The following is a 15,276-nucleotide window of genomic DNA, read 5'->3' on the forward strand; positions in this document are numbered from 1 at the left end:
CTTCTATGATTCAATTTCAACTAAAATAGGGCAGTGATCACTGTGCACTGCATCTTTTAGTATAACGGCTCTTTTTATTTTTTCTTGTAATGGCTCTGCAACCATAGCATAATCTAAACGCCAACCTTTATTATTGGCTCTGGAATTGGCACGATAGCTCCACCAGGTGTAATTATCCGCTTCTTTATTTAAATGTCTGAACGAATCGATAAATCCATTGTTAATGAAACCTCCAATCCACTCACGCTCGGCTGGTAAAAACCCAGACACTTTACTTAATCCTTTTGGGTTATGGATATCGATTTCTTCGTGACAAATGTTATAATCACCACAAATAACCAGATTAGGAATATCCTTTTTCAGATTATTTATATACTCCTGAAACATGTCCATATACTCAAACTTATGATCTAAACGTGCATCATTCGTTCCTGAAGGCAAGTACAAACTCATTACCGAAAGACCGTCAAAATCGGCTCTAAGATTTCTACCTTCGGCATCCATTGAATCAATTCCCGTGCCATACTCGACATGATTAGGTTCAATTTTACTTAAAATTGCAACACCGCTGTAACCCTTCTTTTCTGCACTAAACCAATAATTGTATTTATAACCCAATTCATCGAACACATTCAAATCTAATTGTTCCTTTAAAGCCTTGATTTCCTGAAGGCAAATCACATCTGGATTGGCACTTTTTAACCAGTCTAAAAACCCTTTATTAATTGCCGCTCGAATACCATTTACGTTATAAGATATTATCTTCATGTTTATATTTAAAGTTTTATAAATCACTTATTTACCAAATAATGTACTAACACCAAAGCCAATAAGTTTACCGAATTTCTGCTAAATTAAATAATGCATTACTTTTACACCACAATTTTGCAGTTCATTTAACAAAAACTCAAACAAAATATATTAGACAATTTACTGTTTAAGTATCAAATGAAATCTACTATACGCCTTTTTATGTTTTTTGTTGGTTTTTGGGTTATGGCTCAAGAACAAAACACGAATTACAAAAACAGGAAAGTTGCTATAAAAGATTCCATACAAATCGATTCTGTAAGTATTAACCCGAACCATTTTTCGATAAAAAGAACAGATGGCTCCATTATTGATACCTCTTATTATACGGTCGATTTCCCTAAAGCGATGTTACACTTCAAAAAAAGTATAGCCCAAGATTCCGTCATCATATATTATTTAAAGTTTCCAGATTTTCTAACCAAGACTTACAAACAGTTAGATGAAAACATTATTGTAGAAAACACCGATAACGTTCAAAAGTTATACCAGCTATCACAACCTAACACTAATAAAAATTATATTCCGTTTGACGGTTTAACCACTTCGGGAAGTATTTCCCGGGGCGTTACAGTTGGTAACAACCAAAATTCGGTATTAAATAGTGAACTGGATTTACAAATCTCAGGAAAACTGAACGACAAAATTTCGCTTCGTGCCTCAATTCAGGATGCCAACATTCCGCTTCAGGAAAGTGGTTACAGCCAACGCTTAGATGAATTCGACCAAATTTTTATTGAACTATTAAGTGACAAGTGGAATATTCGTGCGGGAGATATCGACTTAGAAAATAACAACTCCTACTTTGCTAATTTCTCGAAACGCGTTCAGGGCTTACTTGTAAATGCCAATTTAGGCAATGATGACAACCAAACCCAATTAATTGCTGCTGGTGCCTTGGTGCGCGGACAATTTACCCGCAGTCAGTTTACAGCTCAGGAAGGTAACCAGGGACCTTATAAACTACAAGGGCAAAACGGTGAATTGTTTGTGCTTATTGTTTCTGGTAGCGAAACCGTTTATGTTAATGGAAGTGCTTTAAAGCGTGGCGAAAATGAAGATTATATTATTGATTATAATGCCGGCGAAATCATTTTCAACTCTACATTTCCGATGACTTCCGAAATGCGAATCACTGTCGATTATCAATACAGCCAGCGCAATTATTCCAGATTGGTCGCTTATGGTGGCGGTAACTATGAAAGCAAAAAACTAAAACTTGGTGTTTCGGTTTATTCTGAAAACGATGCTAAAAATCAACCGTTGCAACAAAACCTATCGGAAGAACAGGTTACAATTTTATCGCAAGCCGGAGACGACCGTACACAAATGGTAGCGCCCTCGGAAATTCAGGAAAACTATAACGATAACCGCATTTTATACCGTAAAGAAGTAATTAATGGTGTTGAAGCCTTTGTGTTTTCTAACAACCCTGACGATGAATTATACCGGGTAACGTTTTCTCAGGTGGGTGCTAACCAAGGAAATTATAATTTAAGCAGCACCAATGCCATTAGCAATATTTACGAATATGTAGAACCTAATCTTGGTATTCCACAAGGCGATTATGAACCGGTTGTTCAACTGGTGGCACCAACCAAACTGCAAATTGCAGTTTTAAATGGAAGTTACACCCCTACCGAAAAAACAAATATTGCCTTTGAAGTCGCCGGAAGCAAAAAAGATTTAAACTTATTCTCTAATCTGGATGACAACAATAACGATGGCTTCGCCGGAAAACTTAAAATCACGCAAAGTATTATAAAAACAGATAGTCTTTGGAATTTAAACGTTTTTGCCGATGGCGATTATATTCAAAAAAACTTCAATACCATTCAACGTTTGTATAATGCCGAATTTAATCGGGATTGGAATTTAAGCGACCTCAACGGGACGACCATTATAAATAACTATAACAACCAAAATTTATTAAGCTCCGGAATCAACCTGTTTCACTCAGAAAAAGGAGGTATAAATTACCAGTTTGAGCATTTAGGGTATTCCGGTTTTTTCAATGGAAACCGTCATTTAGCTCAGATAAATCTGAATTTAAACAAATTCAATATTCGATCGTATTCCAGTTTTTTAGATGCCAATTCTACTTTAAGTACCTCAACATTTTTAAGGTCATATAATCGTGTTACTTATAGCATGAAACAGAGTTGGCTGGGAACAAAAATGGCTATTGAAGATAATGAACAACGTGAACTTTTAACCGATTCACTAACACCTTTAAGTCAGAAATTTAAATCGTACGAAGTTTTTTTTGGTGTGGGTGACAGTACAAAAGTTTTCACCGAAATAGGTTATAAAAATCGTGTAAACGACAGTATTAGAAATAATCAATTACAAAAAGTAAATACATCGAATACGTTTTACTTAGACACCCGACTCATTCAAAACACAAATACTAATCTGGCATTATACGCCAATTACAGAAACTTAAAAAGTGCGGAAGAAGACATAGCTGATGAACAATCTATAAACTCCAGATTGCAATTCAGTCAAAAGTTATTTAAACAACTTATTCTGTGGAACACCCTTTTTGAAACCAATTCGGGAACCTTACCGCAACAGGATTTTACTTATGTAGAAGTTGAGCCCGGACAAGGCACCTACACTTGGATCGATTATAACAACAATGGTATTCAGGAACTGGAAGAATTTGAGATTGCACAATTTCAAGATCAGGGCAAATATATTCGTGTTCTGCTACCTAATCGCGTGTATATAAAAACACATCAAAATAGGCTAAGTCAAACCGTAACCATTAACCCAGCGCAATGGGCTGTTAGCGACAATGCTTCTAAAAAATTCTGGTCGCATTTTTATAATCAAACCAGTTATTTAATTGACAGAAAGTTGAAGCGTGATGGCAATCGCTTTAATTTAAATCCGTTTGAAAATGATGAAGAAAACCAGTTAGGCCTTCAGCTTAACTTAAGAAATATTTTGTTTTTCAATCGCGGAAAACAACACTATACGACATCGTATACCTTTTTATCAAATCGCACAAGAAATATTCTATCAACAGGATTTATTGAAAATGCGCTGAAAAGTCATCAGTTAAATTTCAATCATAAAATTGCCGAAATCTGGTTAATCACTTTACAATCTGATTTTGAAAACAATGAAAGTTTAAGTGAAAACTTCATCAGTAAAAATTACAATTTTGATGAAACACGTCTAAGCCCGAAACTCTCATATTTATTTAACGACAATTCACGCTTCGACATTTATTACCAATATGCCAACAAGGAAAATACCATTGGTAGTCTGGAAACTTTAAAGCAATCAAAATACGGCACATCCTTTACCCTGGCTAACAGTCAAAAAAGTTCAGTAATTGGAGAATTCAACTTTTTAACCAACGATTTTAGCGGTAGTGCCTCCACACCTGTAGCCTACCAAATGCTTGAAGGTTTACAACCCGGAAAAAACTTTACCTGGAGTTTGTTGGCACAAAAAAAACTAACCACTTTCTTAGATTTAAACCTTAGCTATTACGGTAGAAAAACCGAAACCAGCAAAACGATTCACACTGGAACAGTTCAGCTAAAAGCCTACTTTTAAGCAACTCTTAACATTTAGCATTAATAATTTTTGTAATTTCGATACTTATGAGCCAGGCTATTAGTATAGTTTATTCCTTTCTGATACTCATACAGAGTTTCAATATTAACTTTGACGATTTTTCAAAGTTCAATGCGTTATTGGAACATGCCAGCTATCACAAAGAAATGTATGGCGATAATTTCCTTCAGTTTTTATCAGAACATTACGGTGATGAAGTAGCAACACATGGCGATAAACACGAAGAACACAAAAATCTTCCATTTAAAGAGCATCAACATTTGTTGTGCCATCTAAACGCTACATTTCTACTTACTCAGCACTTTTCATATAATATTAAACGTGTTGAAATTATAGAAAAACCTGTAAATTTCTTTTACAAAGAACCTGTCTCTTTATTCGAAAAACCTTCTGTTTTTCAGCCACCCAAATTAGCATAATTCTTTAACGACATTATTAAAACTATTTAAACCACTTCGGTTTAAAATAGCTCTATTTAATTATTTGATTACTTTGAATTATGTTAGAAAACATTATAAAATTCAGCTTAAAAAATAAGCTAATCGTTATACTTTTTACCGCATTTATCATCGGTTTTGGTATTTACTCCTTAACGCAAATTCCTATCGGGGCAGTACCAGATATTACCAACAACCAGGTGCAGGTGATTACCACATCTCGCAACCTCTCTACTCAGGATGTCGAGCAATTTATTACATACCCTGTAGAGCTGGAGATGGCGAACTTACCGGGTGTTGAAGAAATCCGTTCGGTTTCAAAATTTGGTTTATCAGTTGTTACCATTGTGTTTAACGACAAGATGGGTACCTATCTGCCACGCCAACTTATTGCCGAAAAAATTAAATCCGCTACAGAAAAAATCCCGGAAGGTTTCGGCTCACCTGAAATGGGCCCCATCACCACCGGTTTAGGAGAAATTCATCAATATATTCTGGATGTTAAACCTGAATATAAAGACCAGTACAGCACAACCGATTTAAGAACCATTCAGGATTGGATTGTTAAACGTCAACTTTCAGGAATTCCGGGTGTTGTTGAAATTAATACCTGGGGCGGTTACTTAAAACAATATGAGGTTGCCATTAATCCGGAAAAGCTAAAAGCAATGAATATCAGCTACCTTGATATTTTTAATGCTTTAGAAAAAAACAACAGTATTGCTGGTGGTGGTTACATTGAAAAAAGCAATAAAGCCTATTTTATTCGTGGAGAAGGTTTAGTTAATTCTTTAAGTGATATTGAAAACATTGTTGTTAAAAATGATGGTGTTCCTATTTATATCAAGAATGTTGCGACTGTAGATTTTGGAAGCGCTACTAGATTTGGAGCCATAACCGGAAACGGTGAAGGCGAAAAAGTGCTTGGGCAAGTTATGATGCTTAAAGACGGTAACTCTAAACAAGTTATTGAAGCCGTTAAAGAACGTATTGCCAATATTCAAACTTCTTTACCCGAAGGCGTTTATATTAATGAATTTTTAGAACGCAGTGAACTGATTGGAAAAACCACATTCACTGTTGCCGAAAACCTTATTTTAGGATCGCTAATCGTAATTTTTGTGGTGGTTTTACTTCTTGGAAATTTCCGTTCGGGCCTTGTTGTTGCGTCCGTAATTCCGTTGTGTTTACTATTTGCCATTTCCTTAATGAATATGTTCGGAATCGATGCCAACCTAATGAGTTTGGGTGCTATCGACTTCGGAATTATTATTGACGGTGCGGTTATTATTGTAGAATTTATAGCCTTCCAAATTACAAGCCAAAGTTCTAAAATTAACGCGTTATCAAAAGATGACCGACAAGATAAAATAGATCAAATCACACAAAAAAGTGCCTCAAAAATGATGAATTCTGCCATTTTCGGACAACTCATCATTCTTATTGTATTTATTCCTATTCTATCTTTAAGTGGCGTTGAAGGTAAAATGTTTAAACCTATGGCCCTTACGTTCAGCTTTGCTTTAATAGGTGCCATGTTATTGTGTTTAACTTATGTTCCGGTTATTTCCTCTATGTTCTTAAAACCTGTAAAACACAGTGAGAAGAATATTTCGGTGAAATTGATGAACCGTCTTAACACATTTTATAAACCTTCCATTCACTGGGCTTTGCAACACAAAAAAATAGTGATTGCAGCTTCCGGTTTACTTTTGGCGTCTAGCATTTATATTTTCACAACTATGGGTGGCGAATTTGTGCCCACTTTAGATGAAGGTGATTTTGTTATTCAACCCGTTTTAAAAACCGGAACCTCTCTTAAAAAAACTATTGAAATTACTACCAAAATTGAAAAAACACTTTTAGATAATTTCCCGGAAGTCGATCAGGTGGTGAGCCGAATTGGCGCTGCCGAAGTTCCTACCGACCCAATGAGTATGGAAGAGAGCGATGTCATTATCAAATTGAAACCAAAAGATGAATGGGTTTCCGCCGAAAGTAAAGATGAACTGGCCGATAAATTCAAGGAAGCCTTGAGTATTATACCTGGAATGGAAGTGGAATTCACGCAACCTATCGAAATGCGATTTAACGAGCTTATTACCGGTGTTAGAGCCGATGTAGCTATTAAAATTTTCGGTGAAGACTTGTCGGTTTTAGCAAAAAAAGCCAACGAAATAAAATCACTGATTCATGATGTTGAAGGCGCTTCGGATATTGTTATTGAAAAAGTTGAAGGTCTTCCGCAAATGACAGTTAATTTTAACCGAAGTAAAATTGCGCGCTACGGACTGAACATTGCCGATGTGAATCAAATTATTACCATGGGCTTTGCAGGCGCCACTGTTGGTAATATTTTTGAAGGTGAAAAACGATTCGATTTGGTGATTCGATTAGACAAAAACAAACGTACCAATATTGAAAACCTTCAAAATTTATACATCGACACCCCAACCGGAGCTAAAATTCCACTGAGCGAACTTGCCGATATTAAATACACTACCGGCCCAGCTAAAATATCTCGCGATAATACCCAACGTAGAATTGTAATTGGAATAAATGTTAGAAACCGCGATTTACAATCGGTAGTCGATGATGTTCAGCATTTAATCGACACTAAAGTCAAACTTCCGGTGGGCTACCGTGTGACTTACGGCGGACAATTTGAAAACCTGCAAAGTGCTAAAAACCGATTAATGGTCGCTGTACCCGTGGCATTAATTCTTATTTTCATTATGTTACATTTTGCCTTTGGTTCTATAAAAGAAGCTGCCATGGTGTATTCTGCGATTCCACTTTCGGCTGTTGGAGGGATTTTCCTGTTATGGCTTCGTGACATGCCTTTTAGTATTTCGGCTGGTATTGGGTTTATTGCTCTTTTTGGTATCGCTGTACTTAATGGTATTGTACTAATAGAACATTTTAAAGAACTAAAAGAAGAAGGTGTTCTGGATATTGAAGAACGTATAAAACGAGGTACTATAGAACGTTTGCGCCCTGTTTTATTAACCGCTTCGGCGGCGGCCTTAGGTTTTCTTCCTATGGCTATTTCTCCGAATGCAGGTGCCGAAGTTCAGCGTCCATTAGCCACAGTTGTTATTGGCGGATTAATTACGGCTACAGTTTTAACCTTAATTGTATTACCTGTACTTTATGCCTGGTTTGAAGAAAAAAAACATATTAAAATGAATAAAAACGGTATCGCTTCGGTTGTCATTCTTTTATTCTGTTTTAAAATGAATGCACAAACAGCACCTTTATCGCTTAATGAAACCATTAATCTGGCGATTGAAAATAACGCAGGTTTAAAAGCGTCGTCACTAAAAACCGAGGAAAGCAAAGCGCTTATTGGAAGTGCTTTTGATTTCGACAAAACACAAATCTATTACAGCTACGACGAAAATAATATGGCGATAAACGGTGTTCCGTTAAAGGTTTTTGGAGTGAGTCAGGATTTTAAATTCCCAACCTTGTATTTTGCAGACAAGAAAGTAAACAAAGCCAGATACAACCTTCAAAACACAAATTATAATATACAACTGGAAACCTTAAAACGCGATGTTTCTATAGCCTATTATCAATTATGTTATGCTCAAAATAAAGCTGAATCTTACCGTTTTTTAGATAGCTTGTATCAAAATTTTTCGAAAGCTGCCGAACGCCGTTTTGAACTTGGTGAAACCAATTACCTGGAAATGATAAGTGCCAAATCGAAGCAAAAGCAGTTACAAACCAAATACAGGCAATCACTTCTTGAAGTGGCTTCGGCCAACGAACAACTCAAAAAAATGGTTCAAGTAGATACATTACCCGAGATTGACACGAATTTTAAAAAACTGGAATTACAAAACATATCTGTCGAGGATAATATTGGCTTAGCATATTACGATTCGTATAACGATTATTACACAGCCTTAAATCAACAAGAAAAACAAAACCTGTTACCCGATTTAAGTGTAGAGTACTTTCAAGGTTCCAACAGTTCCTTAAACGACAACATGATTGGTTATCAATTCGGTATTAAAATCCCTATTCTTTTTAGCGGAAATGCCTCTAAAATAAAAGCTTCTAAATTAGCCCGGGAAGCCTCGGTTGCAGAACAGGAAAATTACAAGGTAACATTAAAAACCGAACACCAAAAACTGTTATCACAATTGGAACAATACAACGAGTCCATTAATTATTACGAAAATGAAGGCAAGGCTTTATCTAAAGAAATTATAAAAACTGCGAACAGAAGTTTCAAGGAAGGTGAAATTGATTTCTTTCAGTACATCCAAAGTATTGAAACCGCTACCGATATTCAATTGAATTATCTGGAAAATTTAAATCATTACAACCAAACCATCATTACCATTAACCACCTTATTGTAAAATAAACAAAGATGAAAAACTTATATATACTTATTGCGCTATTCACGGTAATGGCCTGTAAAAATTCAGAAAAGAACACAAATTCTGTTACTGAAGAGGTTCTCGAAGAACATCTTACTGTAACACAAAAACAGTTCGAAACCGAAAACATGAAACTCGGCAAATTAGAACAACACACCTTTAACAACACTATTAATGTAAGTGGTATAATTGACGTACCTCCACATAACAAGGCTACAATAAGTAGTTTTATGGGTGGTTACATAACCAAAACGCCACTTTTAATTGGCGACCAGGTTAAAAAAGGACAACTGTTGGTGAGCATGGAGAATCCTGAATTTATTGAACTACAACAACAGTATTTAGAGATTTCTGAACAATTAAATTATCTAAAATCGGAATACACAAGACAGAAAAGTTTGTTCGATGAGAATATAACGTCCCAAAAAAACTTCCTGAAAGCTGAGAGTACATACAAAAGTGCGCTTGCTGAATACAATGGTTTAAAGAAGAAATTAAGCATGTTAAACATAAGTCCTGCATCGGTTGAACAAGGCCAATTGACATCTACGGTTAATTTATATTCTCCTATTAACGGGTATATTACAAAGGTGGAAGTTAGTAATGGCATTTACGTATCGCCTTCCGATATGATTATGGAAATTATAGATACAGACCATATCCATTTAGAATTATCGGTGTTTGAAAAAGACATTTTAAACATTAAAAAAGGACAAAAAATAAACTTTAAAATCCCTGAAGCATCCAAACAAACTTTTGAGGCCGAAGTGCATTTAGTAGGCACTACGGTTGATGAAAAAAACCGAGTAATAAAAGTACATGCTCATATTTTAAATGAAGAACAGGCTAACTTTATTGTCGGTATGTTTGTTGAAGCCAGCATTATAAGTGAATCTGTCGAAAAATCAGCCTTACCAAAAGATGCACTTATTGAATATGAAGATGCCATATATGTTTTGGTTTTAGAACATGAAGAAAACGGCACGTATAGCTTTAAGAAAGTTAAGCTGAATATAGGCTTAGAAAATGAAACCTATGCTGAAATTTTAAACCATGAAGATTTAATGAATAAAACCATTTTAACTCAAGGAGGATTCATGCTGTTAGCCGAAGAAGGTGGTGGACATTCTCATTAAAAAAGCTACATTGAATTGTAATAATTTTCTTTAATTTGTAACAACATGTCGTTTTAGACTACTAATATTATATCTGTAAATTATTAAAGAAATTAAAATGAAAGAACATCGAATTATTAAACTAAGCACTATGTGGTCAAGCGAAACTCTAAGAGCTGATACAGAAAAATTAATCAATGAAAAGGTTAAAGATGGCTACGAAATCGTAACTGTGGCTTTTGGAGTTAACATGTGGTGGATGCCAACTTCTTATGTAACAATTAAAAAGTAGGCATTAAAATTTTATTTGATCTAATCTTTCAAAAACCGATATTATTACTTTAACCGCATTAGTATAAAAAGCCGGCTGAATATTCTCGTAATCGTCAGTCGGTTCATGATAATCGCCGTGATCTTCTACCCCAAAATATAAAAAAGGAATGCCTTGTTTATGAAATGGTGCATGATCGGAAGCATGGGTCCAGTCCTCTTTCCAATTTCCTTCGTCATGTCCCATTGATAGTTTAAAGTTTTCCGGAGTCTTTAGACCTTTAATTACCGCTTTTAAAAACGGATAATGGGAAGTTCCAACAGCAAAAAGTTCATTTTTATCACTACGGCTTATCATATCCATATTGATGTTAAATACGATTTTTTTTAATGGTACTTTGGAATTATTAACAAAGTATTTCGCCCCTTGCAATCCTAATTCCTCGCCATCAAAAGCCGCTAAAATAATGGAGTATTGTGGCGCGTGATATTTAAAATATTCGGCAAAACTGAATAAAGCTCCAACACCTGAAGCATTATCATCGGCTCCGTTATAAATTACTCCTTGCTTGATACCTTCATGGTCGTAATGAGCACTAACAACAATATATTTATCTGGATACTTTTCACCTTTTATTAGTCCTAAAACATTTTCTGCTTCATAAAATGTCCCCTTAAAATCAAAAGAAAATGACTGTTCATACTTCCTTTTTAACAGCGGCTGAACACCTAATTTTTGAAATTCATTAATGATATATCTTCTAGCTTTGATTCCGCCTCGCGTTCCAGTTCTGCGTCCTTCAAAAGCATCAGAAGACAAATTTTCGACATTCTTCAGCAGCGTTTCCTCGAAAAAAGCGGGTTCATAAATTTGACTTTTCGTCTGAGTAAATCCATCAGCAAACGACAAAAAACAAATTACAGCTATGCAAAATAGTTTATACATCACAAAAAATTAACCTGATAAAGCTAAACAAAAAAACCCAAGCCTAAGCCTGGGTTTTCATTTATATGTTGAAAAAACAATTTTTAGAATTGCGCTTTCATTAACTCTCTGTTCATTCTTGCGATGTTGTCTAAAGAAATACCTTTAGGACACTCAATCTCACAAGCTCCAGTATTTGTACAGTTACCAAAACCTTCTAAATCCATTTGAGCAACCATGTTACGTACACGATCGGCAGCTTCAACCTGACCTTGAGGTAATAAGGCATACTGAGAAACTTTAGCACCAACGAATAACATAGCACTTGAGTTTTTACAAGTTGCCACACAAGCACCACAACCAATACAAGTCGCAGCATCCATAGCCTCATCGGCAGCATGCTTAGAGATTGGAATATTGTTAGCATCCTGAGTATTACCTGAAGTATTAACAGAAATATAACCTCCTGCATGTTGAATACGATCGAAAGCGGTACGGTCTACAACTAAATCTTTAATTACAGGAAATGCAGCAGCTCTAAATGGCTCGATAGTAATAGTATCACCATCTTTAAACATACGCATGTGTAACTGACACGTTGTTACACCTCTGTCTGGACCATGTGCTTCACCGTTAATGTACATAGAACACATCCCACAGATACCTTCACGACAGTCGTGATCGAAGGCCACAGGCTCTTCTCCACCAGCAATAAGTTGTTCGTTCAAAACATCCATCATTTCTAAAAAAGACATATGCTCTGAAATATCAGTAACTTTATAATCGACCATTTGACCCTTTGCATTCGAGTCTTTTTGTCTCCAAATTTTAAGTGTTAAATTCATAATGTCTTTTTTATTTGTACGAACGTTGTTTTAGTTCTATATCATTAAACTCTAATTCTTCTTTGTGTAAAACAGCATCAGCAGGCTCGCCTTTGTACTCCCACGCAGCAACATAAGCAAACTCTTTATCGTTACGTTTAGCTTCTCCTTTTTGCTCACCATCCAACTCCACAGATTCTTCTCTAAAGTGACCTCCACAAGACTCGTTTCTGTTTAAAGCATCTTTAGCAAATAACTCTCCTAACTCAAGGAAATCTGCAACACGACCCGCTTTTTCTAATTCAGGATTCATTTCGTTAGCACTTCCAGGAACTTTTACATTCTTCCAGAAATCTTCACGCAACTCCTTAATTTCAGCCATCGCTTCTTTTAATCCTTGCTCGTTACGAGACATACCACATTTATCCCACATGATTTGCCCTAATTTCTTGTGGTAGTAGTCTACTGAGTGTTGTCCTTTATTATTTACGAAGAAATCGATTCTGTCTTTAACTTCTTTTTCTGCTTCATCAAACTCCTTAGTGTCCGTTGGAATTTTTCCGGTTCTAATATCATTTGATAAGTAATCTCCAATGGTGTATGGTAATACGAAATATCCATCTGCTAAACCTTGCATTAAAGCAGAAGCTCCTAATCGGTTAGCACCGTGATCAGAGAAGTTTGCCTCACCAATACAGTATAAACCATCAACTGTAGTCATTAAGTTATAGTCTACCCAAACACCACCCATGGTATAGTGTGTTGCAGGATAAATCATCATTGGTGTTTTGTATGGATCTTCGTCAACGATTTTCTCATACATCTGGAATAAGTTACCATATTTTGCTTCTACGATAGCTTTTCCTAAATCGTATACTTTTTGAGCTGAAGGGTTTTCAATATTCTGAATTCTGGCCTGCTCTTTTCCGTAACGCTCGATAGCTGAAGCGAAATCTAAATAAACTGCTTCACCAGTTGCATTAACTCCGTAACCTGCATCACAACGCTCTTTTGCAGCACGAGATGCAACGTCACGAGGTACTAAGTTTCCAAAGGCTGGGTAACGACGCTCTAAATAATAATCTCTTTCGTCTTCCGATAAATCGGTTGGTTTTTTACGACCTTCGCGAATAGCCATGACGTCTTCCATGTTTTTAGGAACCCAGATACGACCATCGTTACGTAAAGACTCAGACATTAATGTTAATTTAGACTGATAATCTCCTGAACGTGGAATACATGTTGGGTGAATTTGCGTATAACATGGATTTGCGAAATACGCTCCTTTTTTGTGTATTTTCCAAGCAGCTGTTGCGTTAGATCCCATAGCATTAGTTGATAAGAAATAAACATTTCCGTATCCTCCTGTTGCTATAACCACAGCGTGCGCTGAATGTCTTTCAATTTCTCCGGTTATTAAGTTACGAGCAATAATTCCACGTGCTTTACCATCAACTTTTACGACATCAAGCATTTCGTGACGGTTGTACATTTGAATTTTACCACGAGCAATTTGTCTGTTCATTGCCGAGTAAGCTCCTAATAGTAACTGCTGACCAGTTTGTCCTTTAGCGTAGAATGTACGTGATACTAATACACCACCGAACGAACGGTTATCTAATAATCCACCATAATCACGGGCGAAAGGAACCCCTTGAGCCACACATTGGTCGATAATATTTGCTGAAACTTCAGCCAAACGGTAAACGTTAGCCTCACGAGAACGGTAATCTCCACCTTTTACAGTATCGTAAAATAATCTGTAAGTTGAGTCACCATCACCTTGGTAGTTCTTCGCTGCATTAATACCACCTTGTGCCGCAATAGAGTGTGCTCTACGAGGTGAATCCTGGTAGCAAAATGCTTTTACGTTATAACCTAACTCTGCTAAAGTAGCAGCTGCAGATCCTCCTGCTAAACCAGTACCAACAACAATAACATCGATGTGACGTTTGTTAGCCGGGTTAACCAGGTTAATATGATTTTTATACTCTGTCCATTTATCTTTAATTGGACCCTTTGGTACTTTTGAATCTAATGCCATATTATCTAAGATTAATGGATATGATTAAAATGATGGTATAACGCAATAATTACAAATCCTGCTGGGATAATAATTGAATATGCTTTACCAATGTTTTGTAATGTTTTCTTTCTTCCAGCCGTAGCTCCCATAGATTGGAATGCCGATGTAAAACCGTGTAACAAGTGTAATGCTAAAAACACAAACGCAACTACGTAAGCAGCTACTCTTGCCGGGTTAACAAATTTCTCCTGTAATTCATGGAAATATCTGTACCCTTCAACACCTTCGTGTACCCCAGACCAATCGCCTTGAATGTACTTTGTGTTAATTTCCGGAAACCAGAAATCGATAAAGTGAAGTAAGATAAAAGCTAAAATAACCAAACCACTATAAATCATGTTTCTACTAACCCAAGTTGAGTTTGCAGCTCCATTATTTTTAGCATAGGCTACTCCTTGTGCTTTTTTGTTTTTAATTTCTAAGATGAATCCCATGATAAAGTGGAATACCACACCAAAAATTAAAACTGGTTGCATTACAAATTGAATTAACCAGTTAGTTCCCATAAAGTGAGACACTTCATTGAAGATGTCACCACTAAAAACAGATAAAAGGTTTATTACAAAATGTTGAAATAAGAAAATCATTAGGAAGAAAGCCGATAATGCCATCGCTACTTTTCTTCCAATCGAAGATTTAAAAAATCCGCTCATTATTTTGAAGTTAGTTTAATACTGGATGCAAATGTAATGAGGACACCTAATTTAGACAAGTTTTAAGGTCTGTTTTATTACGTATTTAGAATGGTTTTAAAGAAGCAAATACGTAGATTTTCAGCATAAAAACACCTTAATAATCAACCCCTTTAAACCTTAAACAA

At 35.9% G+C, this 15,276-nt stretch carries 10 protein-coding genes; 5 read left to right on the forward strand and 5 right to left on the reverse strand.

The window, feature by feature from the left end; all coding sequences use genetic code 11:
* Window positions 1-3: 3 nt before the first annotated feature.
* Window positions 4-768 carry an exodeoxyribonuclease III gene (locus R1X58_RS04670; protein ID WP_240572193.1) on the reverse strand — a complete coding sequence of 255 codons (765 nt, stop codon included), beginning with the start codon at window positions 766-768 and terminating at the stop codon, window positions 4-6.
* Between the two features lie 180 nt (window positions 769-948).
* Here R1X58_RS04670 and R1X58_RS04675 point away from each other — a divergent pair, with 180 nt between their 5' ends.
* The 5 genes from R1X58_RS04675 (at window position 949) to R1X58_RS04695 (ending at window position 10,643) form a co-directional block, all read left to right on the forward strand.
* A complete protein-coding gene (locus R1X58_RS04675; protein WP_240572194.1) occupies window positions 949-4,383 on the forward strand; it encodes a hypothetical protein in 3,435 nt (1,144 codons plus the stop codon).
* Between the two features lie 47 nt (window positions 4,384-4,430).
* Window positions 4,431-4,823: a hypothetical protein gene (locus R1X58_RS04680; RefSeq protein WP_240572195.1), complete on the forward strand. Its 393-nt coding sequence runs from the start codon at window positions 4,431-4,433 to the stop codon at window positions 4,821-4,823.
* 80 nt (window positions 4,824-4,903) lie between these two features.
* Window positions 4,904-9,220, forward strand: a complete 4,317-nt coding sequence (locus tag R1X58_RS04685; protein ID WP_240572196.1) for a CusA/CzcA family heavy metal efflux RND transporter — start codon at window positions 4,904-4,906, stop codon at window positions 9,218-9,220.
* A 6-nt stretch (window positions 9,221-9,226) separates the two neighbouring features.
* Complete coding sequence (locus tag R1X58_RS04690) at window positions 9,227-10,372, forward strand: efflux RND transporter periplasmic adaptor subunit (RefSeq protein WP_240572197.1); 1,146 nt, start codon at window positions 9,227-9,229, stop codon at window positions 10,370-10,372.
* A gap of 97 nt (window positions 10,373-10,469) precedes the next feature.
* Window positions 10,470-10,643: a hypothetical protein gene (locus R1X58_RS04695; protein ID WP_240572198.1), complete on the forward strand. Its 174-nt coding sequence runs from the start codon at window positions 10,470-10,472 to the stop codon at window positions 10,641-10,643.
* Window positions 10,644-10,646: 3 nt separating this feature from the next.
* Here R1X58_RS04695 and R1X58_RS04700 read toward each other — a convergent pair whose 3' ends face one another.
* The 4 genes from R1X58_RS04700 to R1X58_RS04715 form a co-directional block, all read right to left on the reverse strand.
* Window positions 10,647-11,567 (reverse strand): M28 family peptidase, encoded by a 921-nt coding sequence (locus R1X58_RS04700; protein ID WP_240572199.1) that lies wholly within the window; start codon window positions 11,565-11,567, stop codon window positions 10,647-10,649.
* A gap of 83 nt (window positions 11,568-11,650) precedes the next feature.
* Window positions 11,651-12,391, reverse strand: coding sequence for a succinate dehydrogenase/fumarate reductase iron-sulfur subunit (locus tag R1X58_RS04705; protein WP_240572200.1), 741 nt, complete (start codon window positions 12,389-12,391; stop codon window positions 11,651-11,653).
* Window positions 12,392-12,401: 10 nt separating this feature from the next.
* Window positions 12,402-14,414, reverse strand: coding sequence for a fumarate reductase/succinate dehydrogenase flavoprotein subunit (locus R1X58_RS04710; protein ID WP_240572201.1), 2,013 nt, complete (start codon window positions 14,412-14,414; stop codon window positions 12,402-12,404).
* A gap of 11 nt (window positions 14,415-14,425) precedes the next feature.
* Window positions 14,426-15,109 (reverse strand): succinate dehydrogenase cytochrome b subunit, encoded by a 684-nt coding sequence (locus R1X58_RS04715; RefSeq protein WP_240572202.1) that lies wholly within the window; start codon window positions 15,107-15,109, stop codon window positions 14,426-14,428.
* Window positions 15,110-15,276 lie beyond the last annotated feature (167 nt).

Source organism: Aestuariibaculum lutulentum (assembly GCF_032926325.1).
GTDB lineage: Bacteria > Bacteroidota > Bacteroidia > Flavobacteriales > Flavobacteriaceae > Aestuariibaculum > Aestuariibaculum lutulentum.

What these genes read in the sequence shown, in the direction of transcription:
- R1X58_RS04670 (WP_240572193.1), bottom strand. Translation starts at nt 768, where the DNA reads ATGAAGATAATATCTTATAACGTAAATGGTATTCGAGCGGCAATTAAT.
- R1X58_RS04675 (WP_240572194.1), top strand. Translation starts at nt 949, where the DNA reads ATGAAATCTACTATACGCCTTTTTATGTTTTTTGTTGGTTTTTGGGTT.
- R1X58_RS04680 (WP_240572195.1), top strand. Translation starts at nt 4,431, where the DNA reads ATGAGCCAGGCTATTAGTATAGTTTATTCCTTTCTGATACTCATACAG.
- R1X58_RS04685 (WP_240572196.1), top strand. Translation starts at nt 4,904, where the DNA reads ATGTTAGAAAACATTATAAAATTCAGCTTAAAAAATAAGCTAATCGTT.
- R1X58_RS04690 (WP_240572197.1), top strand. Translation starts at nt 9,227, where the DNA reads ATGAAAAACTTATATATACTTATTGCGCTATTCACGGTAATGGCCTGT.
- R1X58_RS04695 (WP_240572198.1), top strand. Translation starts at nt 10,470, where the DNA reads ATGAAAGAACATCGAATTATTAAACTAAGCACTATGTGGTCAAGCGAA.
- R1X58_RS04700 (WP_240572199.1), bottom strand. Translation starts at nt 11,567, where the DNA reads ATGTATAAACTATTTTGCATAGCTGTAATTTGTTTTTTGTCGTTTGCT.
- R1X58_RS04705 (WP_240572200.1), bottom strand. Translation starts at nt 12,391, where the DNA reads ATGAATTTAACACTTAAAATTTGGAGACAAAAAGACTCGAATGCAAAG.
- R1X58_RS04710 (WP_240572201.1), bottom strand. Translation starts at nt 14,414, where the DNA reads ATGGCATTAGATTCAAAAGTACCAAAGGGTCCAATTAAAGATAAATGG.
- R1X58_RS04715 (WP_240572202.1), bottom strand. Translation starts at nt 15,109, where the DNA reads ATGAGCGGATTTTTTAAATCTTCGATTGGAAGAAAAGTAGCGATGGCA.